This is a genomic window from Pseudomonas sp. H3_A02, from assembly GCF_054671965.1.
This window is the reverse complement of the sequence record NZ_CP162807.1, coordinates 5,156,076-5,177,898: the sequence shown is the minus strand read 5'-3', so window position 1 is coordinate 5,177,898 and position 21,823 is coordinate 5,156,076. Positions and strand designations below refer to the sequence as shown.

The window sequence follows — 21,823 nt, the reverse complement described above, 5'->3', positions numbered from 1 at the left end:
TTTCAGTTGCCGGACGTCCATCTCAATAACAACAAGATAGAGGTGAAACATGCGTATCGAAATCGTCGTCGATGTGAAGACTACGCTGGGCGAAGGTCCAGTCTGGGATGTCGAACAGCAGCGTCTGTATTGGATCGACAGTTTCGACGGTCGGGTTCTGCGTTGCACCGAGGATGGGCGCGAGCTGCGGGCCTGGGATGTCGGGCAGAAAATCGGTTCCATGGCCCTGCGCAAGAACGGCGACGCGGCGATCGTCGCCTTGCAAAACGGGCTTTATAGCCTCGACTTGCCGACTGGCGATCTTGAATTGATCATCGACCCGGAGCCAGGCCGACCGAATAATCGACTCAATGACGGCAAAGTCGACCGTCAGGGCCGATTCATTGTCGGCTCGATGGATACTCAGGAGGACGAGGCCAGTGCCAAACTCTATCGCCTCGACCCGGACCTGAGCCTGCATACATTGGACGAAGGCATCATCGTGTCCAACGGTCCATGCTGGAGCCCGAACGGCGAAACGTTCTATTTCGCCGACACCTGGTCTGGTGAACTCTGGGCGTATGACTACGACAATGCGACAGGGAAAGTCGCCAACCGTCGGACCTTCGCCAAGGTCGACACATCCGCCGGCGGCGCGGCGGATGGCTGCACTGTGGATGCCGAAGGCTGCCTGTGGCAGGCGTTGGTATACGCCGGAAAACTGGTGCGCTATACCCCAGACGGGCAGGTGGATCGCATCATCGATATGCCCGTGAAGAAGGTCACCAGCCTGACCTTCGGTGGGCCGAATCTGGACACGCTGTTTGTCACCTCAATGGCCAAGCCGCCGCTTCCGCGCTTTCCCGAAGACGGCCAGCAACGCGGTGCTTTGTTCGCCATCACCGGGCTGGGTGTGAAGGGCATCGCCGAAAAACGCTTTGCCAGCTGATCGGCCACCAAACCGGACCTGACCGTTAAGGACAACTGAACTCTCTTCACAGGGCGTGCGCGGCACGCCTGGAGATTCTCCCATGCAAAATAATAAAAAAGCATCGCTGGGCAAGATCCATCGTTTCTCCTGGGTATCGTTACTGGTGTGCTGGTTGATCTGGATTCTCAACGCCTATGACCGCGAGATTGTGCTGCGCCTGGGGCCAACAATCTCCAAGCACTTCGACTTATCGGCGGACGAGTGGGGCACGCTGGCCACTATCGTCATGCTAGCCCTGGCGGTCCTGGATATTCCAGGTTCGATCTGGAGTGACCGTTATGGCGGCGGTTGGAAACGGGCGCGCTTCCAGGTGCCGCTGGTCCTGGGCTACACCGCGCTTTCGTTTTTTTCCGGCTTCAAGGCGCTCAGTGGAAGCCTGGCCAGCTTCGTCGCTTTGCGGGTGGGTGTGAACCTGGGAGCCGGTTGGGGCGAACCAGTAGGCGTCAGTAACACCGCAGAATGGTGGCCGGTGGAACGCCGCGGTTTTGCTCTGGGCGCTCACCATACCGGTTACCCCATCGGCGCGATGCTCAGTGGTATTGTCGCCAGCTTCGTGATCACCACGTTCGGTGAAGAAAACTGGCGCTACGTGTTCTTCTTCGCCTTCGTGGTAGCGCTGCCATTGATGATTTTCTGGTCGCGCTACTCAACCGCCGAACGTATCACCCAGCTGTACGTGGACATCGCCGCCAAAGGCATGACCCCGCCGGACAGCACGCCCTCGACCAACGTCAAAGGCCAGGCCTGGAAAACGTTCAAGGCGACGCTCAGTAACCGCAATATTGCCCTTACCGCCGGCAACACCATGCTGACGCAAGTGGTGTACATGGGCGTCAACATTGTCCTGCCTGCGTACCTGTACAACATACTTCACTTGTCGCTGGCCGAGTCGGCAGGAATGAGCGTGGTGTTCACGCTGACCGGCATCCTTGGGCAACTGGTCTGGCCGTCGCTGTCGGACATTATCGGTCGCCGGGTGACATTGATCATCTGCGGACTGTGGATGGCCGTCAGTGTCGGTGCGTTCTACTTCGCCAACACGACACTGATCATCATCGTCGTGCAATTGCTGTTCGGTCTGGTCGCCAACGCGGTCTGGCCGATCTACTACGCAGTTGCCTCTGATTCCGCGCAGCCTTCTGCGACATCGACCGCAAACGGCATCATCACCACGGCGATGTTCATCGGTGGCGGCATCGCACCGGTATTGATGGGGACGCTGATCAGCATGGGCGGTGGCTGGACCAGCCTCAACGGCTACACCGTGTGCTTTTTCGTGATGGCGGGCTGTGCACTGGGTGGGGCGTTCCTGCAGTTGTTTTCTCATCGGCCAGAAGTACTGGTCGCCCAGCTGGATCGCTGATCGTTTTGCTCCCGGCGGTCAGCACCGTCGGGATTTTCAGAGGCTGTAAAGGCCAAGAGGTTTTGTGCGATGACAACCACAAGAATCATCGAAACATCTGTTCTGCCCCGAGATTCAGCAACATTAAACAAACTGATGTTCGTCAAATTGATGCCGCTGCTGATCGCCGCCTACGTATTGAGCTTCCTCGACCGCACCAATATTGCGTTGGCCAAACATCAACTGGATGTCGATCTGGGTATTTCTGCTGCCGCGTATGGACTGGGAGCGGGATTGTTCTTTCTCACTTATGCACTTTCGGAGGTGCCTAGCAATTTGATCATGCACAAGGTCGGCGCTCGATTCTGGATTGCACGAATCATGGTGACCTGGGGCTTGATCTCTGCAGCGATGGCCTTTGTTCAAGGTGAAACGTCGTTCTACGTCCTGCGTTTGTTGCTAGGCATCGCCGAAGCGGGCCTGTTCCCCGGTGTCATGCTGTACCTGACGTATTGGTTTGGCCGGGAACAGCGAGCCCGTGCTACCGGTTATTTTCTGCTGGGTGTGTGCTTTGCCAACATCATTGGCGGCCCGTTGGGGGCTGCGCTCATGCAGTTGGACGGCGTCTTGGGCTGGCGCGGCTGGCAGTGGATGTTCATGCTGGAGGGGCTGCCAGCCGTGTTTTTCGCCATGGTTGTATGGAAAAAATTACCAGACCGCCCGAACAAGGCCCCGTGGCTGAGCGCCGCTGAAGCCGAGCAGATCGAGCGGGGGCTGGCAGCTGAAGCGGAGGAGGGCGCCGGTCGCGGTGGCCACTCGTTCAAACAATGTCTGACTCCGCAAATCCTGTTGGCGATCCTTGTCTACTTCTGCCATCAGATCACGGTCTATACGGTGATTTTTTTCCTGCCCGGTATCATTGGCAAATACGGTGACCTCAGCACCTTGCAGATCGGATTGCTGACTTCCTTGCCTTGGTTGGCGGCAGCGGCGGGGGCAATAGCGCTGCCTCGATTCGCCACTACACCGCAACGCTCTCGACAGATATTGGTCATGGGATTGCTGACCATGGCTGCTGGCCTGGGAATCGCCTCGCTGGCGGGACCGGTGATCAGCCTGCTGGGTTTCTGTCTTTCGGCGGTGATGTTCTTCGTCGTGCAGTCGATCATTTTTCTTTACCCGGCTTCGCGGCTAAAAGGTGCGGCGCTCGCCGGCGGCCTTGGGTTCGTCAACTCTTGCGGTCTGCTGGGCGGTTTTTTCGGGCCCTCCGTGATGGGGTTGATCGAGCAAAGTACCGGCAACGCGATGGATGGAATGAAAATCGTGGCAATCATCCTGGTGGTTGCGGCAATAGCGGCATTGCGCTTACGTCAGGGCCATGAGCGCAAGGCCGATAAGCAAAGGCTGCAAGGCCGGCGGCAGCCTGTATGAGCGTTCTCTGACTGACATATTGTCAGTCGCTCGGAGTGGTGCTGGCACCCAGGCGCCGCAGGCATGCCGGCGTGAGTGGATGACGCACTGAGCGGCGGCAGGGCTTCAATGTGGGCTCGAGCATTACGAGCGCTAAAAATGAGGATTGGGCGGCTGCCTTGGCACCTTGTTGAAACGCGAACCCTCAAGTTTCAATAGGGCAGACGCTATGGGGCCGCTTATTTTGCCGGCGAGCAGGGCCAGGGCTCAGGCGATGCTGATGCGGTCGTTATAGGCGTTCTGCAGCATTTTGCGCTGGTACTCGCAAGGGGTTGTACTGATCAGTTTCTTGAAGTCGCGCAGGAAGTGCGATTGATCGGAAAAGCCCAGGTCCAGAGCCAGTTCCGAGAACGACACTTCGTGTTGGGTATTCAGGGTGTCGAGGGCTGTCTGGCAGCGGATGATCCTGCAGAAGGTCTTGGGTGACAGGCCGGTGTCCTGGCTGAACTGGCGATGGATGGTGCGACTGGTGTAGCCACTGAGGTCTTCAAGCTGCTGGATGCGCAGATCGCCACGGCGCGCGATTGCCTGCTGGATGACCATCGCGGTGAGTTTCGATGTCCTGCCCATCAGGCGTGGGGCCAGGTAGTCGTTGAACAGCTTCACCTGTTCGTGCAACTGCGAGGCTTTGACGATGCTTTCGAAAATGCGCTGGGCAAACGCAGAGACTTCCAGCAGATCCCATTCCTGTTCGGTCAGGTCCTCAGCCAGTACGTTGATGAAGCCAGGAATTACCCCGGGCGAAAAGCGCACACCGAAGTAATGATGCCCCTGGAGCAGTTCAACCCGTTGCGCCTCCAGCGGAGTGCCACAGATCCTCACACTCGGGCGTGTGGTATCACAGTCGAACACGATGTCCACGCAGCCGTCCGGCACCGCCAGCAGGTCAGCTGAGTGGGCGACATCGAAGGCATAGAAATGCGAAATCGCCGGATGGTCGGAAGGTATTACCGAATACCGCGATGAACTGAGCACGAACCAGGGTTGTTCGTACGCGGTGCGGTGCCGTAGCGTCGGCGCGCGCAGGTTGACCATGACCGGACCCTTGAGTGGAAAATACGCGAATAATCACGCATTTTTCGCGCCAACTCTTACGTGCGGGAGGGACAAGCGTCAATGTCCGAAATTTACAATACCGCCGAAAACCGCGCCCTGATACTCGACCTCGATAGCGTGGGAGCAGCGCCTACCGCAGCGATATCACCTTCAGTTCGAGAATAACTATGTCAACTACTACAAAAATAGACTTCATCTACCTGTCCGAGCAGGACATGATCCGCGCTGGCGTGACCGACATGCTGGCCTGTGTGAACACCATGGAGGAGATGTTCGGCCTGTTGTACATCGGTGATTACCGCATGGCAGGCCCGAACAATGATTCCCATGGCGCGATGGTGGTTTTTCCCAAGGATTCGCCGTTCCCGAACATGCCCAAGCCCACCGCTGACCGGCGCATGATGGCAATGCCGGCCTACCTGGGCGGCAATTTTTGCACCGCGGGCGTCAAATGGTACGGCTCCAATATCGCCAACCGCGAAAAAGGCCTGCCACGCTCGATTCTGATGTTTACCCTCAATGACCCCGACACGGGCGCACCGCTGGCGCATATGTCCGCCAACCTGCTGTCGGCGTATCGCACCGGTGCGATTCCCGGCGTCGGCGCGCGCCACCTGGCCCGCAAGGACTCGAAAGTGGTCGGTCTGCTCGGTCCGGGTGTGATGGGCAAGACCACGCTCGCCGCATTCATCGCCGTATGCCCGCAAATCGATACCTTGAAGATCAAGGGCCGTGGCGAGAAAAGCCTGAATGATTTTATTGCCTGGGTTAAGGAAACCTACCCACAGGTCACCACGATACAAGTGGTCGACAGCCTCGAAGAAGTGGTACGTGACTCCGACCTTGTTACTTATTGTAGCTCTGGTGAGGTGGGCGACCCCTCAAACTACCCAATCGTCAAACGCGAGTGGGTCAAACCGGGGGCCTTCATGGCGATGCCGGCGTCCTGCTCCCTGGATGAAGGGATGGAGCGTGCCGACGTGCGCAAGGTGCTGGATAACACCGGTCTCTATGAAGCCTGGTTCGAAGAGTTGCCCAAGCCTGCGCACCACTGCGTACCGGTGATCGGCGTGCGTTTCATGGACATGATCGCCGAAGGCAAGATGCGGGCGGACGAGCTCGAAGACATCGGCAAGATCGTCGCCGGCGAAGCCCAAGGCCGTCGCAACGATGAAGAGATCATCATCATGTCGGTGGGCGGCATGCCCGTGGAAGACGTGGCCTGGGGCACCGTGGTGTACCGCAATGCCATCGAAAAAGGCATCGGCGTGAAACTGAATCTGTGGGAAACCCCGGTGCTGCGCTGAGCCATTCCTGACCCAACTGACGAGACCTTCGACATGACAAAAATCATCAAGCTCAAGACCGGTTCCCCATTTGAAGACCAGGCCAGCTATTCGCGCCTGGTGGTGGTGGACAACTGGATCTATGTGTCCAATACCGCTGGCCGCAATCCGCAAACCAAACTGATCCCGGAGGACATCCTCGAGCAGACGCACCAGGTCTTCGCCAACATCGAAACCGCCCTGGCCGCCGTCGATGCAAGCCTGGCCGATGTGGTGTGCTCGCGGGTGTTCATCCAGGACCCCAAGGATGTGCCGGCAGTCATGACCCTGATCGGCGAGAAGTTTCGCGGCGTCGACCCGGCCAGTACGGTCACGTGCCCGCCGTTGGGTTCGACGGTCTACAAGGTGGAACTGGAAGTGACTGCCTATCGCAACGCCTCCAAGGCGCAAGTCGAAGTCATTCGTCTGTCGCAGTAAACCATTACACGGCCGTGCGCTTGCGCGGCCAACCTCCATTGCTTATCGAGTCTTGATCATGGCCCCGACTATTGCGCCCGTGAATACGTCTACCGTGTTTCCCACCGCGACCTCTGTCGTCATCATCGGCGGTGGAATCATCGGCTTGACGGCTGCGCTGACCCTGGCCGAGCGCAATATTGCCGTAGTGGTGCTGGAAAAAGGCCGTATTGCTGGCGAGCAGTCCTCACGAAACCTGGGCTGGGTGCGCAAGACCAGTCGCCATGCCGGCGATATTCCGCTGGCTCTGGCCGCGGACCGCTTGTGGGCACAAATGCCTGAGCGCGTTGGCGCGGATGTGGGCTACCGGCAAGAGGGCATCATGTTCGTCGCGCGCAACGAAGCGCAGATGGCGATGCATGAAGGCTGGCTCAAATCGGTCGAGCACCTCTCCCTTGATTCACGATTGCTCAGCAAGCGCGAGATCGCGCAGCTCGTGCCGGGCGGCAAGGATGACTGGGCCGGCGGGATCTACACGCCGTCCGATGCTCGCGCGGAACCGACGTTGGCCAGCAGCGCGATTGCCAAGGCCGCCATGGCCCTGGGCGTGGTGATCATCGAGCAGTGTGCGGTGCGGACGCTGCAAATGTCCGCCGGCAAGGTCAGTGGGGTGGTCACAGAGAAAGGCGAGATCCGCTGCGACCAGGTATTGCTTGCAGGCGGGATGTGGTCGCGGCGTTTTCTGGGCAATCTCGGCGTGTCGTTGCCGACGCTGGCCTTGACCTGTTCGGTGCTGCGTACCCATCCGATGCAAGGGCCCACCGAAATTGCCGTGGGGGCGCCGGACTTTTCGTTTCGCAAACACAAGGACGGCGGCTTCATCATTACCCAGCGCGGCAAGCTGGACGCCTTTTTGACGCTCGACCACCTGTTACTTGCCAAGCAATACATGCCGCAGTTCCGAGCACAGCGCAGCGTGTTGAACGTGTCGCTGGGCAAGTATTTTTTCAACGACCTGGCGCTGTCCCGGCGCTGGTCGGCCGACAGCGTCAGCCCGTTCGAACGCGTACGCGTGCAGGATCCGGCCGCCAACCCGCGGCTCAATAATGATGCAATGAATAACCTCAAGGCTGCCTGGCCGGTGTTCGAGCAAGCGAAGATAGCCCAGGCCTGGGCGGGTACCATCGATGTGACTCCGGATTCGAATCCGGTGATAGGGCCGGTCGCGCAAATTCCCGGCCTGACCGTGGCCACCGGTTTTTCCGGACACGGCTTCGGTACTTCGCCGGCGGCTGGTCACCTGGCAGCCGATCTCGTCAGCGGGCATACGCCGATCATCGATCCAAGCCCATATCGCTTTGATCGTTTCTAAGTCGCAGGTCCTGCACTCACGGAGCAAAACGATGTCCCCGGACAGCCGTTTTTTCATCAATCCGGCGGTGCGTGCCCTGGATTGGCCGACCTTGCTCATTCGTGGTGCGCGATCGGATGTTCTGCCGGCGGCGACGCTGCAAGCCATGCGCGACAGCAATGGGCAGGCGTGCATGGCCGAAGTCGCGGACGCCAGCCACTCTGTGTATGACGATCAAGGTGAGGTCTTCAATCGGCTGGTCGTCGCGTTTCTTGAACGCCTCGAGAGGCCGGGCCGATGAACGCACGTGCGCGGCTGATTGCATTGCTGTCATCGCTGACGGCCTTCGTGCCGTTTTCGATCGACACTTACTTGCCCAGTCTTCCGCAAATCGCCCAGGACCTGTCGAGCAGCACTGCGCAGGTGCAACATACCATCAGTGCTTTTCTCGCCGGGCTGTGCCTGGGCATGTTGTTCTACGGTCCGCTGTCCGATCGTTATGGTCGTCGTCCCCTGCTATTGGGCAGCCTGATGGTCTACGTGGTAGCAACCCTGGGGTGCCTGTTTGCCGGCAGTGTCGAGCAACTGATTGCCTGGCGCTTTCTTCAGGCGCTGGGCGGGGCGGGCGCATTGGTGCTGGCCCGCGCTGTCGCCAGGGATTTGGTGGGCCTGGTGCAGGCGGCCAAGGTACTGTCGTGGATGCACCTGTTGACCATGATGGCGACGCTGGTCGCGCCGATGATTGGTACCTGGCTGGTGCTGATCCAGGGCTGGCGTACGATCTTCGCCGCGTTGTTCATCCTGTCCAGCCTGTGCCTGTTGATGGTCGCGCTGGGCTTGAAGGAGAGCTTGCCGGTGCAGGAGCGTGGCGCGTCGGTTAAGGCGGCCTTTGCGGCCTACCTTGCCATCGCCCGCCAGCCGAGGGCGGTGACGTTGATCCTGTGCATGTCTCTGGCGTTTGGCGGCATGTTCGCCTTTATCACTGCTTCGCCCTTTGTTTATGTCGTTTACTTCGGGGTGTCGCCACGGGTGTTCAGTGGATTGTTCGCCCTGAACATCCTCGGCATCATCCTGGTGACCTTCATCAATGCCCGCCGGGTGGGCCGTTACGGGCCGCAACGCATGCTGGGCGTGGGCGCCGTGCTGGCGGGCGGGGCTGGGCTGATGCTGTTGCTCGTAGGGTTTACCGAATGGGGCGGGCTGGCGAGCATCGTGTGTTGCATGGTGCTCTACATGGGCGTGACCGGTTTGCTCGGGGCCAATTGCACGGCCTGCCTGATGGCGCTGTTTCCACGCCAGGCCGGGGCGAGCGTCGCACTGGGAATCTCGGTGCAATTCGCTACCGGAGCGCTGGCCAGTCTGTGGGTGAGCCATTTGGCCGACGGCACGTCGTGGCCCATGTGCCTGGTGGTGGGGTGTTGCGGGCTGGGTTGCCTCGCAGCCTATGTTTTCATCCTCCGTACGCCTGCCCGCTCGGTAGCAGTGCAGGCTTGAGCCAACTGGCGGATGAGTTGTCAGCCTTAACCAAAAATCCGGCAATATTGGACATGCCAGCCCAGCCAATCCGCTACACACTATAGGCGTGATAAGCAGAGCGGTGTCGTTCGGATGCGCATTACGCGGCCAATGCAATGTTGGCTATCGATGCATCCAGGGAGGCTATCGTCGCTGTATGGCCCTGATAATAAAAAGGTAGGCTGGCATGTCGTTGTCTCTGGAAAACCCTTCTTCGTACTACACCATGACCCGTAAGTACGACCTGCATTATCGGGACCTCGAAGATGATATCGAGGCTGAGGTCGTGATCATCGGGGGAGGGTTTTCGGGTATCAACACGGCACTGGAGCTGGCCGAGCGGGGTATTACCAATGTGGTGGTGCTGGAAGCCAATTACCTGGGCTTCGGCGGTTCGGGGCGCAATGGCGGCCACGTGATGGCGGGCATCGGCCATGATCTGGAGACGATCGAAAAGGATGTCGGCCCCGAGGGGCTCAAGGCGATCTTCGAAATCAGCGACCTGGGTGCGAGCCTGATCAAGCAACGCATCGAGCGGTACGACATCCAGGCGGATTTTCGGCATGGTTACGGTTACCTTGGCTTCAACAAGCGTCAGGGCAAGCTGTTGCAGGCCTGGGCCAAAGACTTCCAGAGCCTGAACCCAGATCAGGAAATCACTTACCTGGAAGGTTCACAGGTACGCAGTATTGTCGGGTCCGACGTCTATACCTGCGCGCTCAAGCATATGGGCAATGGGCATATTCATTCGCTGAACCTGCTGCTTGGGCAGGCTCAGGCATTGACTGAAATCCATGGCGCTAGAGTTTTCGAGCAATCTCCCGTGCTTGAGGTGAACTACGGGCCCCAGGTCACCGTGAGGACGGCAAAAGGTTCGGTCAAGGCTGACAAGCTGCTGTTTGCCTGCGGGGCCTTCCTCAACAAGCTGGACCGTTCACTCGACCGTTCCACCATCAACGTGTATGCGTTCAATACGGTCACCGAGCCGCTGACCGACGAAATGGTCGAGCGTATCAGCCCGATCCGTGGCGCCTTCAGCGATATCACGCCGATCATCGATTATTACCGGATCACCTCGGATAACCGCCTGATGTACGGCACTGCCGGCATGCTGCTTGAGTATGTCCCTCTGGACCTAAAGGTCTGGACCCACAAAAAGATGTTGAGGTTGTTTCCCTACCTTGCCAATACCAAGATCGATCTGGCATGGGGCGGCCCGATGGACTGCACGATGAACCTGTTTCCACAGGTCGGCACGCTGGAAGGGCATCCGAATGTGTTCTATGTGCAGGGTTACTCCGGGTTCGGGGTCACACCCAGTCAGGTGATCGCCAGGGTTATCGCCGATGGCATGAGCGGTGGCTCGCCAGCATGGGATGCGATGAGCTCGATTCCGCGCAAGCGTATTTTCGGCAAGGACCGTTTCAGGGCTGTGCTGTGCTCCCTGGGCAAGGTTTCTCGCCAACTCAATGCCTACCGTGTAGGCCGCCGTTAAGCAAACTTGAGCCTCTGTTTATCAAGCCAGGACACTTAAAATGAAAACTACAAAAAAAAATCCGATCGATAAAGTATCCGTTTATCTGTGTGCAGGGCTGGTCTCGGGCGCAGGCGCGCTGTTATTGAACGTGCTTCCCGTGCTGTTTGGAGCGCTTGCGGAGCGTTTCGGCCTTGGCGAGCATCAACTGGGCAATCTCGCCATGGCCATGAACCTGGGGTTTGGGGCGTTCGGGCTGGCCTCCTTGCTGTGGATTCACCAGCTCAGTTGGCGGGTTATTTCGGCACTGTCGTCGGCTGTAGTGGTGGGCGCGGTGTTGTCTGTTTTGCGTGCCCCTTCCTATGAAATGCTGCTGGTAATCATGGCCCTGGCCGGCGCCGGGACAGGTGCTTTGTATGCCCTGGCCATGACGATCTTCGGTGACAGTTCTCAGCCTGAACGTGCGTTTGGTTTCAAGCTGGGTATCGAGACCGTGCCGGGTGCCTTTTTGCTCATCGTGCTGCCGGTGGCGGTGGCGCCCGTCTGGGGCTTTGAAGGCATGTTGATCACCATCGCCATTGCCATGGTGGTGATGGGCATCTTGCCGCTGCCCTGGGTGCCACGCCGCAGCGAGCGACAACTGGATGCGTCCGATGCCTCCGTGCTGATTGCCAGCGCCGAGAGTCGAGCCATCGTATGGTTGAGTCTGGTTGCCAGCCTGGTGTTCCTGACCGGCATCATGTCTGTGTGGGCGTTCCTTGAACTCATGGGGAAAAAGACCGGACTGACCTCCGATACCATCGGGATGGTGCTGGCATTGGGCTTTTTGATCAATGCCGGCGGTGGTTTCATCGCGTCGGCGATTGGCCTGAAGGTGGGGCGCTTCATGCCGGTGGCCGTGATCATCCTGGCGGAGCTGCTGGGCCTGGTGGCCCTGGCGCAGTTCTCTTCTCTTGCTACGTACGTTGCTGGGGTTATCTGCTTTCTCTTTTCGATCAGCTTCGTGCTGGCTTATACCTTTGGCGTCATGGCTGAGTTCGACCTGTCGGGCAAGCTGGTCGCACTGGGCGCGCTGTGCCTGTCCCTCGGTGCGGCATTCGGGCCGGCCATTGGCGGGTTCCTGATCGAGGAATTCGGCTACTCTGCAGTATTGGTGTTCTCCGGCGCCTGTTCGGTGGCGGTCCTGGCCATCTACGGTGTTGCGGTGTTGAGAGTACAGCTTGCGTTCAAGCGCACCCAGGGCTCAGACACCGCAGTCCTTTCCCGACTGTAAGCGCTACTCAGCGCGCACCAGGGTGTTGCGCTGAGCCTCGACGAACGCCGCCAGGCGTTCGCTGGCGGTGGCGTAATCATCCTTGTCGGCCAGGGTGAAGGCTTCAACCTGAACCTTCTCCTGGCGTAATACGTACTGATAGAAATCCTCATGCCGTGCAGGTACCTGCGCGGCATCGGCACGTAGCTCCTGATAGTACTCCCCGGTTGCCTGCGCCATGGTCGTGATCATGCGCTTGGGTGCCAGCCAGTAGTACAACGCCGCTGAATGGCCTTTGAGCCACGCGCTGAAACGGTTGGGTTCCACACCCAATTGTGCGGTCGGCGCTGCATAGACTTCCTCGTTCAACGCCTCCAGTGCTTGATAGCTGCTCCAGAACGGTAAGGCCGCTTGTGGCTGATCCCGCCCCAGAATGGCCCCGATGGCGTAGCGCGCCGTGGCTCGGTTGGTGATCTCCTTCTGCATCAGTGCCACAAAGGCGTTTTCATCGACATCTGAATTCATATTTGTCTCGGCAAGTACAGGTGTGCACGTCAGCGATAACGTCAGCAAAGCGGTCTTGAACATAGGTGCATCCTGGGTGGATAGAAAAAGGCAGCTGCCAGTGCGTACGCGTACAGCACCTGAATGAGTGAAAGCTTCTGCTTGGTCTGCGCTCAGGTCTTGAACTTCTGCACCAGTGCCTGTTGCTCAGTGGCCAGTTCGTTCAGTTGCTGACTGATGCTCGCGGAGCGTTCGGCCTGGGTCGACAGCGAGGCCGTGACATCACGCACCGCTACGACGTTGCGGTTGATCTCTTCGGCGACGCTGCTCTGTTCTTCCGTGGCGCAGGCGATCTGCACGTTCATGTCGGTGATGACGCTGACCGCCTGGCGAATCTGTTCCAGCGCTTCAAGGGCCAGGCGCGCCTCGACGGCGTTACGTTGGGCCAGGTCATGGCTCTGCTGCATCGCCGCCGTCACATCGTGGGTACCGCTGTGCAGGTTTTCGACCACGGCACCGATCTCTTCGACTGACGCCTGAGTGCGCTGGGCCAGGCTACGGACTTCATCGGCCACTACCGCAAAGCCACGACCGGCATCACCGGCCCGCGCGGCTTCAATGGCGGCATTGAGGGCGAGCAGATTGGTCTGTCGGGCAATCGAGAGGATGACCTCCATGACTGTGCCGATCTGTTGACTGCTCGACGATAACGCTTGCAGACGCACCATGCCGTTGCTCATGCCTGTGGCCAGCGACTGGATGCCTTGGGCGGTGTTTTCGATCACGCGCACCCCATTGCTGGTGGCCTGGTCGGCATGCCGCGCGGCATCCGCTGCCTGCGCGGCGCTCTGGGCGGCATCCTGCGAAGTCGCTGACATCTCGTGCAGAGCGGTTGCCATTTGTTCGAACTCGCGAATCTGCTGCTGCATGCCGGCATGTGTGAGGCTGGCGACCTGGGCCGACTGATTGGCCGTTTCGCGAGCGTTGTGTACGGCCCCCTGCACTGTGGCGATCACCGGTTGCAATTGATCCAGAAACCGATCGAAGGCGTTGCACAGTCGGCCCAGCTCATCCTTGGCCGGGTACGCCAGACGTCGCGTGAGGTCACCTTCGCCATCGGCGATATCCTCGAGCAGTCGAGCCACCCGCAGCAGGGGGCGGGTTACGCTGCGGGCCGTCAGCCACATCATGGCGACGCCCAGTATTGCCGCGGCAATGCCCAGGGCGAGTTCAAGCAGCAGGCTGCTTACCCGCTGCGCGTACATCCGGTCCTTCAAGGTGACCACCGGGGCGGCCAGCACCTCTTTTGCAACGGTGACCACCACGCCCCACGGTGTTGCATCGGCAAAGGGACGAATCGGCACGATCACGCTGATTCGTTGGTCGTTTTCAAGGGTTCGAACCTGTGCCTCGTGCATGGTCTTGAGCACATCCGTGGCCTGGGCGGGAAGCGTTGCCTGCAATGGCTTGCCCAGTTGCTCCGGGTGAAGGCTGTCACCGGCCACCAAGCCTGCCGCACTGATAATCGAAATGCCGCCCTGGCCGTCATAGAGAGTGGCGCTCGCTTTTTGAGCATCCCGTTGCAGAGTCTCCAGGCTGATGTCCAGACCCATTACCGCCACGACTTTGCCGTTTTCAATCAGTGGCAAGGCAATCGTGGTGACCAGCCGCGCCGGTGCGCTCGAATTGTCGACGTAGGGGTCGAGCAGGCAGGCTTTGGCGTGGTCGCGGGCGCAGGTGTAGAACGTATTGAACGGCGCGCCGCTGGGGCCTGGAGAGGTATCGGCCAGGAGCTTTTCATCGCCCGGGACCATTTCCAGTTTTCCGGACGAGGGCTGTAGCCAGTACATCGAGAAGCGCCCGCTGTCGTTGCTGGCCAGCGCTTGCTGACCGATGAACTCTGCATCGCGCCCATCCAATGCATCGGGTTCGAAGACAACGAACAGGCCCAGCAATTCAGGGCGCTCGGTAATTGCCTGATGCAGCACCTGCGCCAGGTCCTGCCTCAAGGCGCGGGACGCTGCTGGGTCCTTGTCGGCGCGGTCGCGCAGATGCATCACCTGGCGACTGAGACCTTGACCGAACTCGTAGGCCCGGCTGAACCCTTGTTGAATAGCCAGGGCCTGGGACTGGCCTTGGGCCTGCAAGTTGTTCTGGGCCGCCGTAAGCAACAGTTGGCCGGATGCGTCGACGATCAAGTCCTCACTGGTCTGGCGTTGCCCAAGGGACAGCCCCACGACCAGTGCCACCACTGTAGCCAGGCAGACGCTGGCCAGCAGGGCGATCTTGTTTTGAATGCTCAATGCGAGGCTCATAGTGTGTTCGATTCCGCGGCGCGTGATTGACACCACAGGCTAGCGGGCTTGGGTTGCAAACCAAATGGGCTGGCACCCTGGCACAAAGGCTTGGCGTTGACAGACAAATAATGCCCCTTCAATTGTTTTATTCACGAGTTGGCGCGCTCTGTGCTTGCTCCTTGAAAATGCTGTTTTTTGTTACCGAAATCACGTGAAAATCGCACTAAGTTTGGGCAAGCCCCGGAGAAAATATCTATGAGTGGTCAAGCGTTGTCGGCATGGAACGAAAGTGTACGCGCGGCCTGCGGCCGTTTCGAAACGCGCTATGACCATTGCCAGAGCCTTTTCATTGGGGAAATCAAACACACGCAGGTAGGCAGCACGGCTGTCGCCCACATTCGTAGCAATGCCAATGTGATTGCCAAATCAGTTCGGGTAGGTGCGCGCGATTCGTCGGATAGGTGTTTCCTTGTGTTACAACAACAAGGCTCGATGGCCATTGAGCTGGGGGATCGGGTCGTTGACCTGCGAGCAGGTGACCTCGCTTTGCTCGATTTTTCCGACTCGGTGAAAATGACACCCCAAGGGTTGTTTTCCCATGTGTCGATTCCTCTGCCGCGTGAGTTGTTCAAAGGCCTGGACCGTACCCGTTTCGGCAAGCTGTCGACCACGGGTGTCTGTGGCCAACTGCTTGGCACGCTGGTGCGTCAGGTCGCTGGAGGCGAGCTGGCTCACTGGTCTTGCCCGCAGGATGGCGAGGGCGTGCAGGGGGCGTTGGTGGCCTTGCTTGAGTCGGTGCTGGAGTACCGGGCGAGCGACCATTCGCCGGGATGGCAGTTGCATGAAGTGCAATCGGTCATCCAGCAAAGGCTTGACTCACCGCGGCTGTCGCCAGCGTCGCTGTCCGAAGAGCTGGGTATTTCCAGCCGCCAGCTCTACAGGCTGTTCGAGGCGAGTGGCGATAGTGTTTGCCGTTACATCCTGCGCGAGAGGCTTTTGAAAGCAGCGCAGGATCTTCGTGACCCCGTTTGCGCGCATCGCTCAATCACCGATATCGGCAGCTATTGGGGGTTCGCCGACTCGGCGCATTTTTCCAAGACCTTCAAGAAGCAGATGGGCCTTACACCGAGTACCTACAGAAGCCTGGGGCACTGACCTTGGGTTCAGCGAGCCGTGCGATGTGATTGTCTTTGTGTCGCATCCGCACGGCTTTTTGTTGGCCGCGATTTGAGCGCGACTGGCAATGATTTGCAAAATGCCGTCCAGCACGACCAATCAATCGGCGCCCATCTGCTTCAGGATTTCTGTGTGCCAGTTACAATCTGGCCTACAGCGATCTGAGCCATTCAATCTTGAAACGGGTGCCCCATGAACAAAAAAGTGTCGTCCTCCCTTGTGCTTCTGGCTGCTCTGGCCTGTGGTTTTCCTCGCGCACATGCGCAGTCGCCCACACCGCTGCACACAATCATCGAGAGCAAACTCGACGGCATTGCCGCCAGCTGGCCGAAGAAAGATGCCAAGGCAGTTGTCGAGCAGGTCTACACCGAGCAGACCCAGATCACCGGCGAAGGTGTCCCGGAACTCTATCAGGGTAGGGCACAGCTTACCGGTCTGGTTCAGCATCTGATGGAGGGGTCGAAGAGTACCGTCATCCATCTCAACCGGTTGGTACAACTCAACGATGAGTCAGCCTACACCTGGGTGACCTGGGACGTGACGCCAGTGGGCAACGAATCTCCCTTCAAGATGAAGAGCCTGTTTGTCTGGAAAAAAGAGCATGGCAATTGGTTCATCGTCGCGGACATGTTCGCCAACGGTGCAATCGCTCAGTAACAGAAAGTGTACTGGCGCGCACAACCGTCCGAAAGCAGTTAGGTGGTGACAAGCTCAATGTGTATAGCGCGGTACTGATCTCGACCAGGTTCTGATCTTGTCAGTCCGCGCTTTGCGAACAGCGTCGCTATCGATGTTGTTTAGTAGCGAATGATCACGGATTTCAGTTCGGTGTAATCGTCGATAAATGCACTGCCGAATTCACGACCAATGCCCGAAGCCTTCATCCCGCCAAACGGCACGCTAGGGTCGACGAACGTGTGCATGTTGACCCACACCGTGCCCGCCTCGATCCGTGGGATCAAGCGCAAGGCCTTGGACAGGTCGTTGGTCCAGAGACTCGCCGTGAGGCCGAACGGGCTGTCGTTCATCAGTGTGACCAGTTCTTCTTCATCGTCGAACGCCAGCACGCACACCACCGGGCCGAAGGTTTCCTCGTGCAGCAGCGGATCGTCCTTGCCAGTGGCTACGATCAGTGTCGGTTCCACGTAGTAACCGGCGCGGTCCACGGCGCGTGCGCCGCACACCACCTGGTTGCCCTGCAGGGCGCGGTCGAAAAAGCCGAGGATTTTGTCGAAGTGCGGTTTGTTTGACAGTGGGCCGAACTGGGCGTGTTCATCCAGGGGCGAACCGATGACCATCTGCGACAGCATTGCTGAAATCTTCTGCGTCACTTGCTCGACGATGGAGCGGTGCACGAACAAGCGCTCGGGCGATGCGCACACCTGGCCCTGGTGCACATAGGCCGACTGCACGAAGCGCGCCACGGCGTCATCGACATTGGCGTCGGCCAGCAGCGCAGCGGCGTTCTTGCCGCCCAGTTCCAGGGTAACTCGGGTCAGGTCGGCGGCCATGGCGGCCTTGCCCACGGCTATGCCGGTGGGCACTGAACCGGTGAACGACACCTTGCGCACGCCAGGGTGTTCGATCAACTGCTGGCCGACCTGGCCACGGCCGTTGACCACGTTGATCACGCCAGCCGGAATTCCGGCCTCGATTGCCAGCTCCGCCAGGCGCAGCAAGGACAGGGGGGTGTATTCGCTGGGTTTGAGCACCACGGTGCAGCCGGTGGTCAGTGCGGCGCCCAGTTTCCATACGCCGATCATCAACGAGAAGTTCCACGGCACGATGGCCGCCACCACACCCACGGGTTCGCGCAGGGTATAGGCGCTGTATTGCTCGCCGTCCATGGAGGGAAACGACGGGCTCATGGTCTGGCCGCCGATCTTGGTCGCCCAGCCGGCGAAGTAACGCAGGAACACCGCGCTCTGGCCCACTTCGATATGGCGCGACAAGTTGATCGACTTGCCAGAACTCATGGTTTCCAATTGCGCCAGTTCTTCGCCATGGGTTTCGATCAGGTCGGCCAGGCGATTGAGCAGGACACCGCGCTGGTAAGGTGTGACGCGCGCCCAGGCGCCCTTGAAGGCAATGCCTGCGCTGTCGACGGCCAGGTTTACATCCTCGGCTTGGGCGTCACGCAGATGGGCGACCGTCTCGCCGGTGCCGGGGTCGATGACGCCGATGCGCTGGGTGGATGCGCTGGTGTGCACCGCGCCGTCGATGAAGTTGGAATGGTCGCGGGCCAGGAAGGCAGCGACTGAAGGCAATAAGGCAATGTGCATGGCGGCGCTCCAATGAGGGGGTTGTCGCGCCCGAAGGGCGCTCGAAAGACCTCTGCATTAAAAGCGGATGCACGTTTGCCTGCTTGTGCGAGTCTGCCTGGAACTTGGATATGCCTGACAGTCCCTGCCAGCGCCTGGCTCAAGGTTCGCCGAGGTTATCGAACATCGTTTTGAGCAAGCGGCTCAGGCGTTGGATCTGCGCTTCAGTCATGCCGGTGAAGCTGCGTTTGAACACGTCACTGGTCGCCACCTGGATGCGTTCGATCGCCGCGCGGCCCTCGGTGGTGATCCGGACCTGGGTGACCCGGCCGTCGCCCTCGCAGGGCGCGGTATCCACCAGGCCGTCTTCCTTCATGCGATAGACCGTCCTGGTGATGGTCGACAGCTTGGCGATCGCGTGGGTGGAGATCTCGGAAATGCTCGACTGGCCGTTCTCCTTGAGGATCAGCAGCACGCGCCAACGCGGAATATCCAGGCCGATTTTCTTCAACGCCTTTTCCATGTACTGGCTGTAGCGGCCATGCACCATGGCCAGCCAGTAGTACGGGAAGTCTTCCTTGTGAAAGTTTTCGCTGCCGGGGTCGTAGCGATTTGCGGGTTTTTTTGCAGAAGTCATGGTGTGCTCAGCTCAGGGGAGGCGGCCAATAATAGACTTTTCTTGTGATTTCGGCGCGATTATTCAGGCATTGAGGGTGCGGGTGAAGGTCGCATGGTAGGGCTGAAATTTGATTGACAATTCACGTGATATTCGGTGAGTGTGAAAAAGGGAACGGCGCATCGGGCGTCTTGATTCCGCATTTGGCACTGAAGGTGACGTGACATGACCCTGGTGATTGAACAGCTTTCCCTTGGCGGCGATGGGCCGACCGTGATGGTCAAGGACACCATCGATATTGCCGGCCTGCCAACCCGTGCATCCAGCCAGGCGTTGGCTGACGCCGCGCCGGCCACGGTCCATGCCGATGTGGTGCAGGCCCTGCTGGACAAGGGCTGCCGCCTGGTGGCGAAGACCAGCCTGCATGAACTGGCGTTCGGCACCACGGGGATCAATCACTGGACCGGTACCGCGCCGAACCCGCGTTTTCCCGGGCGTATTCCAGGGGGTTCCTCCAGCGGTTCGGCGGCGGCCGTGGCGGCTGGGCTGGCGGATTTTTCCCTGGGGACCGACACGGGGGGCTCGGTGCGCATCCCGGCGTGTTGCTGCGGAGTGTTCGGCTTTAAGCCGACGTTCGGTCGGGTCAGCCGTCGCGGGGTGATGCCGGCGCACAGTAGCCTCGATTGCGTTGGCCCGTTTGCCGCGAGCCTGCCGATGCTGGTCACAGCCATGCTGGCGATCGACCCAACCTTCAAGCCTGTGTCGGTACCCAATACGCCGCGCCTGGGCATCGTGACGGTGCAGGCCAGCGCAGCGGTACAGCGTGTGATCGATGCGGCCATCGCCGGCAGTCGACTGCCCAGCGAAACCCTTGCATTGCCCAGCCTCAAGGCGGCCTATGACGCCGGCATGGTGGTGATTAACCGCGAGACCTTCGATGCCTGTGGGCACTTGCTGGAAACCGGCAAAGTGGGCGCCGACATCGCCGCTCGCCTGGCCGCTGCCGGCAACACCACGGCCGCGGCGCTGGCTCAGGCCGAGCAGGTGCGCGTGCAGTTCAGCGCCGAAGTCGACGCCGCATTGCAGCAGGTCGATGTGCTGGTGCTGCCGACCATGCCGGACTTGCCCTTGACCCTCGCCGACGCAGCCGACACCCAGGCGGTGTTGGGCATGACGGCCTTCGTGCGACCGTTCAACCTGTCGGGGCACCCGGCGTTGAGCATCCCGCTGGCCAGCGCCGAGGGCTTGCCGGTGGGCCTGCAACTGGTGGGGGCCAAGGGCGCCGATGAACAGCTGCTGGCCATTGCCGGCCGTTTGCTTGAACGCCTGTACGCCAGCCACGAGGGGTAAGATGAGCATGAGCACGGTGATCCCACGCGCAGACCTGGAACAACGCCTGCGCCGTTTTGAAATCCAGGACAGCGCCCGCGCCTGCATGAACCGCTACATGGTGCTGTGTGATGCACTCGACGCCCACACGCCGCTCGACGAGCTGGCTGGTCTGTTCACCCAGGATGCGATATGGGAGGGCAAGGGCGCCAAGTACACCAAGAGTTTCGGCGGTTACCGCGGGCGCGAAGCCATTGCGGCGATGTTTGCCGGCTACATGAAAACGCCGGCGCACTTTGCCCTCAACGTGCACTTCCTCACCAGCGAGCTGATCGAGGTGCAGGACGGCGCCGTCGTTGGCAGTTGGGTGATGTTGCAGACGTCCACCTTCGCCAGCGGCGCCTCCCATCTCAATGCGGCACGCCTGACGGTGCGCTTCGCCGAAGAAGATGGGCAGTGGCGAATGGCGCATTTCCAGACCGAGAACCTGTTCGGCCGCCCGGTACAGGCATGGAACAGCGACGCCGAGCTGCCGGTGCCCCAGCCTGCTGCACAGTGACCCGACGCGCTCACTGACAACCCCCCACCTTCCATTGTCTCGCGACTGCCGATAACGGCGGTCGCGCCGTGCGCATGATCTCTGGAGACCGCCGTGAAACTGTTCGAACTATTGACCTTTACCTTGCGTGTACGAACCGTGCCCGAAGCCTTGCCGCGTCTTGAGCAGAGTTTGCAAGAGGCGGGCGAGGGCGTTCATTTGATGGGCTGTTGGGTGTCGGAAATCGGTTCGCAGAATCGTATCGCGGTCCTGCGTGGGTTCGACGATGCCGAGTCTCGCGAACGCGAGCGCGAGCGGTATCTGCTAGCGGCCGATGGCTTCGGGATTGGTGCATTTGTGTTGGGCCAGCAAGTCGATGATTACAGCGCCTTTGCCTTTATCGAACCGTTGCCGCCCGGGGTTCATGGCCCGTTCTACGAGTTGCGTGAATACAACCTCGTACCCAGTGGGCTCGCGCCAACGCTGCAGGGTTGGGGCAAGGCCGTAGCGCGTCGCACCGGGGCGGATTATTCCCCGGTGTATGCCGCGCTCTATGCCACCAGCGGGCAGATTCCTCGCTACCTGCACATCTGGCCCTACAGCTCGCTGGAACAGCGTCTTGATGTGCGCACCCGCGCCGTGGCCGACGGCGCCTGGCCGCCGGAAAACTCCGCGCCGCAGCTCTTGCAGATGCACTCCACGGTCTACCTGCCGGCGCCGTTCTCGCCGTTGCGCTGAAGGCATCTGTGGCTCGCCTGTATATCCAGTGTGGGAGCGGGCTTGCCTGTGATAGCGGAGAGTCAGTCGTCTTTCGATTTTGCGATAAGGATAGCTAAAAAATACAGATATTTTTTTATGCTGCGCCTGTTTTCTTACTAGGTGAAAGTAATAGTTATCTATATAAAACAACAAGATAGTATAGTTTTTGTG

19 protein-coding genes and 2 pseudogenes are annotated in these 21,823 nt (G+C 59.7%); 15 read left to right on the top strand and 6 right to left on the bottom strand.

Features of this window, described 5'->3' with window-relative positions:
* The first annotated feature begins 49 nt into the window (after positions 1 to 49).
* The 3 genes from AB4N80_RS22730 (at position 50) to AB4N80_RS22720 (ending at position 3,743) form a co-directional block, all read left to right on the top strand.
* Entirely contained in the window at positions 50 to 928 is an 879-nt protein-coding gene (locus tag AB4N80_RS22730; protein WP_122568258.1) for an SMP-30/gluconolactonase/LRE family protein, read from the top strand.
* A gap of 82 nt (positions 929 to 1,010) precedes the next feature.
* The gene (locus AB4N80_RS22725) at positions 1,011 to 2,333 is read left to right on the top strand and encodes an MFS transporter (protein ID WP_122568259.1); all 1,323 of its coding nucleotides are present in this window, start codon (positions 1,011 to 1,013) and stop codon (positions 2,331 to 2,333) included.
* A gap of 69 nt (positions 2,334 to 2,402) precedes the next feature.
* Positions 2,403 to 3,743: an MFS transporter gene (locus tag AB4N80_RS22720; protein ID WP_122568260.1), complete on the top strand. Its 1,341-nt coding sequence runs from the start codon at positions 2,403 to 2,405 to the stop codon at positions 3,741 to 3,743.
* A 246-nt stretch (positions 3,744 to 3,989) separates the two neighbouring features.
* Here AB4N80_RS22720 and AB4N80_RS22715 read toward each other — a convergent pair whose 3' ends face one another.
* Entirely contained in the window at positions 3,990 to 4,817 is an 828-nt protein-coding gene (locus tag AB4N80_RS22715; protein WP_354336701.1) for an AraC family transcriptional regulator, read from the bottom strand.
* Between the two features lie 188 nt (positions 4,818 to 5,005).
* On the opposite strand from AB4N80_RS22715, the gene AB4N80_RS22710 reads away from it, so the two are divergent.
* The 7 genes from AB4N80_RS22710 to AB4N80_RS22680 all read left to right on the top strand — a co-directional run bounded on the left by AB4N80_RS22710 (position 5,006) and on the right by AB4N80_RS22680 (position 12,193).
* Positions 5,006 to 6,145: a tyramine oxidase subunit B gene (locus tag AB4N80_RS22710; protein ID WP_122568261.1), complete on the top strand. Its 1,140-nt coding sequence runs from the start codon at positions 5,006 to 5,008 to the stop codon at positions 6,143 to 6,145.
* A gap of 33 nt (positions 6,146 to 6,178) precedes the next feature.
* Positions 6,179 to 6,601: a RidA family protein gene (locus AB4N80_RS22705; RefSeq protein WP_092169062.1), complete on the top strand. Its 423-nt coding sequence runs from the start codon at positions 6,179 to 6,181 to the stop codon at positions 6,599 to 6,601.
* A 58-nt stretch (positions 6,602 to 6,659) separates the two neighbouring features.
* Positions 6,660 to 7,952 (top strand): NAD(P)/FAD-dependent oxidoreductase, encoded by a 1,293-nt coding sequence (locus AB4N80_RS22700; protein ID WP_122568262.1) that lies wholly within the window; start codon positions 6,660 to 6,662, stop codon positions 7,950 to 7,952.
* Positions 7,953 to 7,983: 31 nt separating this feature from the next.
* Complete coding sequence (locus AB4N80_RS22695) at positions 7,984 to 8,232, top strand: alpha/beta fold hydrolase (protein WP_436278744.1); 249 nt, start codon at positions 7,984 to 7,986, stop codon at positions 8,230 to 8,232.
* Positions 8,229 to 9,425 (top strand): multidrug effflux MFS transporter, encoded by a 1,197-nt coding sequence (locus tag AB4N80_RS22690; protein ID WP_460078922.1) that lies wholly within the window; start codon positions 8,229 to 8,231, stop codon positions 9,423 to 9,425. The genes AB4N80_RS22695 and AB4N80_RS22690 overlap by 4 nt, the downstream gene beginning before the upstream one ends.
* Before the next feature lie 208 nt (positions 9,426 to 9,633).
* Positions 9,634 to 10,941: an NAD(P)/FAD-dependent oxidoreductase gene (locus tag AB4N80_RS22685; protein WP_122568264.1), complete on the top strand. Its 1,308-nt coding sequence runs from the start codon at positions 9,634 to 9,636 to the stop codon at positions 10,939 to 10,941.
* Between the two features lie 40 nt (positions 10,942 to 10,981).
* Complete coding sequence (locus tag AB4N80_RS22680) at positions 10,982 to 12,193, top strand: MFS transporter (RefSeq protein WP_240998513.1); 1,212 nt, start codon at positions 10,982 to 10,984, stop codon at positions 12,191 to 12,193.
* 3 nt (positions 12,194 to 12,196) lie between these two features.
* Here the strand turns inward: AB4N80_RS22680 and AB4N80_RS22675 are convergent, their stop codons facing one another.
* From AB4N80_RS22675 to AB4N80_RS22665, 3 genes and pseudogenes are all read right to left on the bottom strand, one after another.
* On the bottom strand, positions 12,197 to 12,697 hold the full coding sequence (locus AB4N80_RS22675; protein ID WP_240998514.1) for a hypothetical protein: 501 nt from the start codon (positions 12,695 to 12,697) through the stop codon (positions 12,197 to 12,199).
* Between the two features lie 152 nt (positions 12,698 to 12,849).
* Positions 12,850 to 13,446, bottom strand: a pseudogene (locus tag AB4N80_RS22670) (methyl-accepting chemotaxis protein); the annotation flags it as partial.
* Between the two features lie 309 nt (positions 13,447 to 13,755).
* Positions 13,756 to 14,733, bottom strand: a pseudogene (locus tag AB4N80_RS22665) (methyl-accepting chemotaxis protein); the annotation flags it as partial.
* 495 nt (positions 14,734 to 15,228) lie between these two features.
* Between AB4N80_RS22665 and feaR the strand changes: the two are divergent.
* Together feaR and AB4N80_RS22655 are read left to right on the top strand one after the other, a co-directional pair.
* Positions 15,229 to 16,128 carry a transcriptional regulator FeaR gene (gene feaR / locus AB4N80_RS22660; protein WP_122568267.1) on the top strand — a complete coding sequence of 300 codons (900 nt, stop codon included), beginning with the start codon at positions 15,229 to 15,231 and terminating at the stop codon, positions 16,126 to 16,128.
* 213 nt (positions 16,129 to 16,341) lie between these two features.
* Positions 16,342 to 16,806 carry a DUF4440 domain-containing protein gene (locus AB4N80_RS22655; RefSeq protein ID WP_122568268.1) on the top strand — a complete coding sequence of 155 codons (465 nt, stop codon included), beginning with the start codon at positions 16,342 to 16,344 and terminating at the stop codon, positions 16,804 to 16,806.
* A gap of 140 nt (positions 16,807 to 16,946) precedes the next feature.
* On the opposite strand, the gene AB4N80_RS22650 is transcribed toward AB4N80_RS22655, so the two are convergent.
* Complete coding sequence (locus tag AB4N80_RS22650; RefSeq protein WP_122568269.1) at positions 16,947 to 18,431, bottom strand: aldehyde dehydrogenase family protein; 1,485 nt, start codon at positions 18,429 to 18,431, stop codon at positions 16,947 to 16,949.
* 139 nt (positions 18,432 to 18,570) lie between these two features.
* The gene (locus AB4N80_RS22645; RefSeq protein WP_122568270.1) at positions 18,571 to 19,047 is read right to left on the bottom strand and encodes a MarR family winged helix-turn-helix transcriptional regulator; all 477 of its coding nucleotides are present in this window, start codon (positions 19,045 to 19,047) and stop codon (positions 18,571 to 18,573) included.
* Between the two features lie 204 nt (positions 19,048 to 19,251).
* On the opposite strand from AB4N80_RS22645, the gene AB4N80_RS22640 reads away from it, so the two are divergent.
* The 3 genes from AB4N80_RS22640 to AB4N80_RS22630 all read left to right on the top strand — a co-directional run bounded on the left by AB4N80_RS22640 (position 19,252) and on the right by AB4N80_RS22630 (position 21,631).
* Positions 19,252 to 20,376, top strand: coding sequence for an amidase (locus AB4N80_RS22640; RefSeq protein WP_305492134.1), 1,125 nt, complete (start codon positions 19,252 to 19,254; stop codon positions 20,374 to 20,376).
* Between the two features lie 7 nt (positions 20,377 to 20,383).
* On the top strand, positions 20,384 to 20,914 hold the full coding sequence (locus AB4N80_RS22635; protein ID WP_305471180.1) for a nuclear transport factor 2 family protein: 531 nt from the start codon (positions 20,384 to 20,386) through the stop codon (positions 20,912 to 20,914).
* Positions 20,915 to 21,007: 93 nt separating this feature from the next.
* Entirely contained in the window at positions 21,008 to 21,631 is a 624-nt protein-coding gene (locus AB4N80_RS22630; protein ID WP_122568272.1) for an NIPSNAP family protein, read from the top strand.
* Positions 21,632 to 21,823: the final 192 nt, after the last annotated feature.

What these genes read in the sequence shown, in the direction of transcription:
- AB4N80_RS22655 (WP_122568268.1), top strand. Translation starts at nt 16,342, where the DNA reads ATGAACAAAAAAGTGTCGTCCTCCCTTGTGCTTCTGGCTGCTCTGGCC.
- AB4N80_RS22675 (WP_240998514.1), bottom strand. Translation starts at nt 12,697, where the DNA reads ATGAATTCAGATGTCGATGAAAACGCCTTTGTGGCACTGATGCAGAAG.
- AB4N80_RS22715 (WP_354336701.1), bottom strand. Translation starts at nt 4,817, where the DNA reads ATGGTCAACCTGCGCGCGCCGACGCTACGGCACCGCACCGCGTACGAA.
- AB4N80_RS22645 (WP_122568270.1), bottom strand. Translation starts at nt 19,047, where the DNA reads ATGACTTCTGCAAAAAAACCCGCAAATCGCTACGACCCCGGCAGCGAA.
- AB4N80_RS22635 (WP_305471180.1), top strand. Translation starts at nt 20,384, where the DNA reads ATGAGCACGGTGATCCCACGCGCAGACCTGGAACAACGCCTGCGCCGT.
- AB4N80_RS22640 (WP_305492134.1), top strand. Translation starts at nt 19,252, where the DNA reads ATGACCCTGGTGATTGAACAGCTTTCCCTTGGCGGCGATGGGCCGACC.
- AB4N80_RS22720 (WP_122568260.1), top strand. Translation starts at nt 2,403, where the DNA reads ATGACAACCACAAGAATCATCGAAACATCTGTTCTGCCCCGAGATTCA.
- AB4N80_RS22705 (WP_092169062.1), top strand. Translation starts at nt 6,179, where the DNA reads ATGACAAAAATCATCAAGCTCAAGACCGGTTCCCCATTTGAAGACCAG.
- AB4N80_RS22685 (WP_122568264.1), top strand. Translation starts at nt 9,634, where the DNA reads ATGTCGTTGTCTCTGGAAAACCCTTCTTCGTACTACACCATGACCCGT.
- AB4N80_RS22725 (WP_122568259.1), top strand. Translation starts at nt 1,011, where the DNA reads ATGCAAAATAATAAAAAAGCATCGCTGGGCAAGATCCATCGTTTCTCC.
- AB4N80_RS22730 (WP_122568258.1), top strand. Translation starts at nt 50, where the DNA reads ATGCGTATCGAAATCGTCGTCGATGTGAAGACTACGCTGGGCGAAGGT.
- AB4N80_RS22680 (WP_240998513.1), top strand. Translation starts at nt 10,982, where the DNA reads ATGAAAACTACAAAAAAAAATCCGATCGATAAAGTATCCGTTTATCTG.
- AB4N80_RS22710 (WP_122568261.1), top strand. Translation starts at nt 5,006, where the DNA reads ATGTCAACTACTACAAAAATAGACTTCATCTACCTGTCCGAGCAGGAC.
- feaR (WP_122568267.1), top strand. Translation starts at nt 15,229, where the DNA reads ATGAGTGGTCAAGCGTTGTCGGCATGGAACGAAAGTGTACGCGCGGCC.
- AB4N80_RS22690 (WP_460078922.1), top strand. Translation starts at nt 8,229, where the DNA reads ATGAACGCACGTGCGCGGCTGATTGCATTGCTGTCATCGCTGACGGCC.
- AB4N80_RS22650 (WP_122568269.1), bottom strand. Translation starts at nt 18,431, where the DNA reads ATGCACATTGCCTTATTGCCTTCAGTCGCTGCCTTCCTGGCCCGCGAC.
- AB4N80_RS22700 (WP_122568262.1), top strand. Translation starts at nt 6,660, where the DNA reads ATGGCCCCGACTATTGCGCCCGTGAATACGTCTACCGTGTTTCCCACC.
- AB4N80_RS22695 (WP_436278744.1), top strand. Translation starts at nt 7,984, where the DNA reads ATGTCCCCGGACAGCCGTTTTTTCATCAATCCGGCGGTGCGTGCCCTG.